This is a genomic window from Frankia sp. Hr75.2, from assembly GCF_949319125.1.
In the GTDB taxonomy this organism is placed as follows: Bacteria; Actinomycetota; Actinomycetes; order Frankiales; family Frankiaceae; genus Parafrankia; species Parafrankia soli.
Map to the genome: position 1 here is coordinate 1 of NZ_CASGGV010000151.1, position 1,373 is coordinate 1,373.

General features: G+C 75.5%; 2 protein-coding genes. Both read left to right on the forward strand.

What is annotated here, in order from left to right:
* Positions 1–319, forward strand: a 319-nt coding sequence (locus tag AC559T_RS12775; RefSeq protein WP_498868841.1) for a hypothetical protein, incomplete at its 5' end; no start/stop codon positions are given.
* 118 nt (positions 320–437) lie between these two features.
* Positions 438–1,373 (forward strand): beta-ketoacyl synthase N-terminal-like domain-containing protein (locus AC559T_RS12780; RefSeq protein WP_498868842.1); only part of this gene is annotated, 936 nt, incomplete at its 3' end.

Genomic DNA, 1,373 nt, shown 5'->3' on the forward strand with positions numbered 1-1,373 from the left:
GGCCGGGGGGGGGCCCGGCCGGCGGCCCCCCCGCCGGGACGCGGAGCCCACGTCCACCGCGGACGGATCATCGGACACCGCGGCCACGACCGCGGGTCTGCTGGCCCAGCTCGACGACCTGGAACGGTCGCTGACCCGCACGCTGGCGGACGACCCGCCGGACGGCCCGGGTCACACCGCCGTCGCCGACCGGCTGACCGCGCTGCTGCGCAGCGTCTCCGGCGACAGCGCCGCCGAGCTGCCCGCCGACCTCACCTCGGCCACCGACGACGAACTGTTCGCGGCGCTCGACGACGAGCTCACCTCGCCCGGCACCTGAAAGCACCGACCGATCCCCGCGCAGACCGCGCAGACCGTACCTGCCGCACCGCCCGCGCCGGCCACCGCCGTCCGGCCGGGCGCGCGCACCGGCACAGCTGCAGGAGGAACGAGGCCACGTGAGCACCAACGAGGACAAGCTGCGGGAATACCTGCGGCGGGCGACGGCCGATCTGCGCACCGCCCGCGCCCGCCTGCGGTCCGCCGAGGACGCGGCCTGTGAACCGATCGCCGTGATCGGGATGAGTTGCCGCTATCCCGGGGGCGTGCGCTCCGCCGAGGAGCTGTGGGATCTCGTCGCCACGGGCACGGACGCGGTCGGCGACCTGCCGACCGACCGCGGCTGGGACCTCGCCGAGCTCTACGACCCGGACCCGGCGCGGCCCGGCACGTCCTACGCCCGGGCGGGCGGCTTCCTGCACGACGCGGCGGACTTCGACGCGGAGTTCTTCGGGATGTCCCCGCGGGAGGCCGCGGCCACCGACCCGCAGCAGCGGCTGCTGCTGGAGACCGCCTGGGAGGCCGTCGAACGCGCCGGCATCGATCCGGTCTCGCTGCGGGGCAGCCGGACGGGTGTGTTCGCCGGGGTGATCACGGCCGACTACGGCCCGGGCCCGGGTGAACCGGCGGCTCGCGGGTACGAGGGTCACCTGCTGATCGGTGGCACCGGCAGCGTGGCGTCCGGGCGCATCTCCTATGTGCTGGGGCTGGAGGGGCCGTCGGTCTCCATCGACACCGCCTGCTCGTCGTCACTGGTCGCCATCCACCTGGCCGGGCAGGCGCTGCGCGGCGGCGAGTGCTCCCTCGCGCTGGCCGGCGGCGTCACGATCATGCCGACGCCGCGCAGCTTCGTCGAGTTCAGCCGGCAGGGTGCGCTGGCCCCGGACGGGCGGTGCAAGCCGTTCGCGGCCACCGCCGACGGGTTCAGCCTCGCCGAGGGGGTGGGGCTGCTGCTGCTGGAGCGGCTTTCGGACGCGCGGGCGAACGGCCATCGGGTGCTGGCTGTGATCCGCGGCAGCGCGGTGAACTCCGACGGCACGAGCAGTCAGCTCACC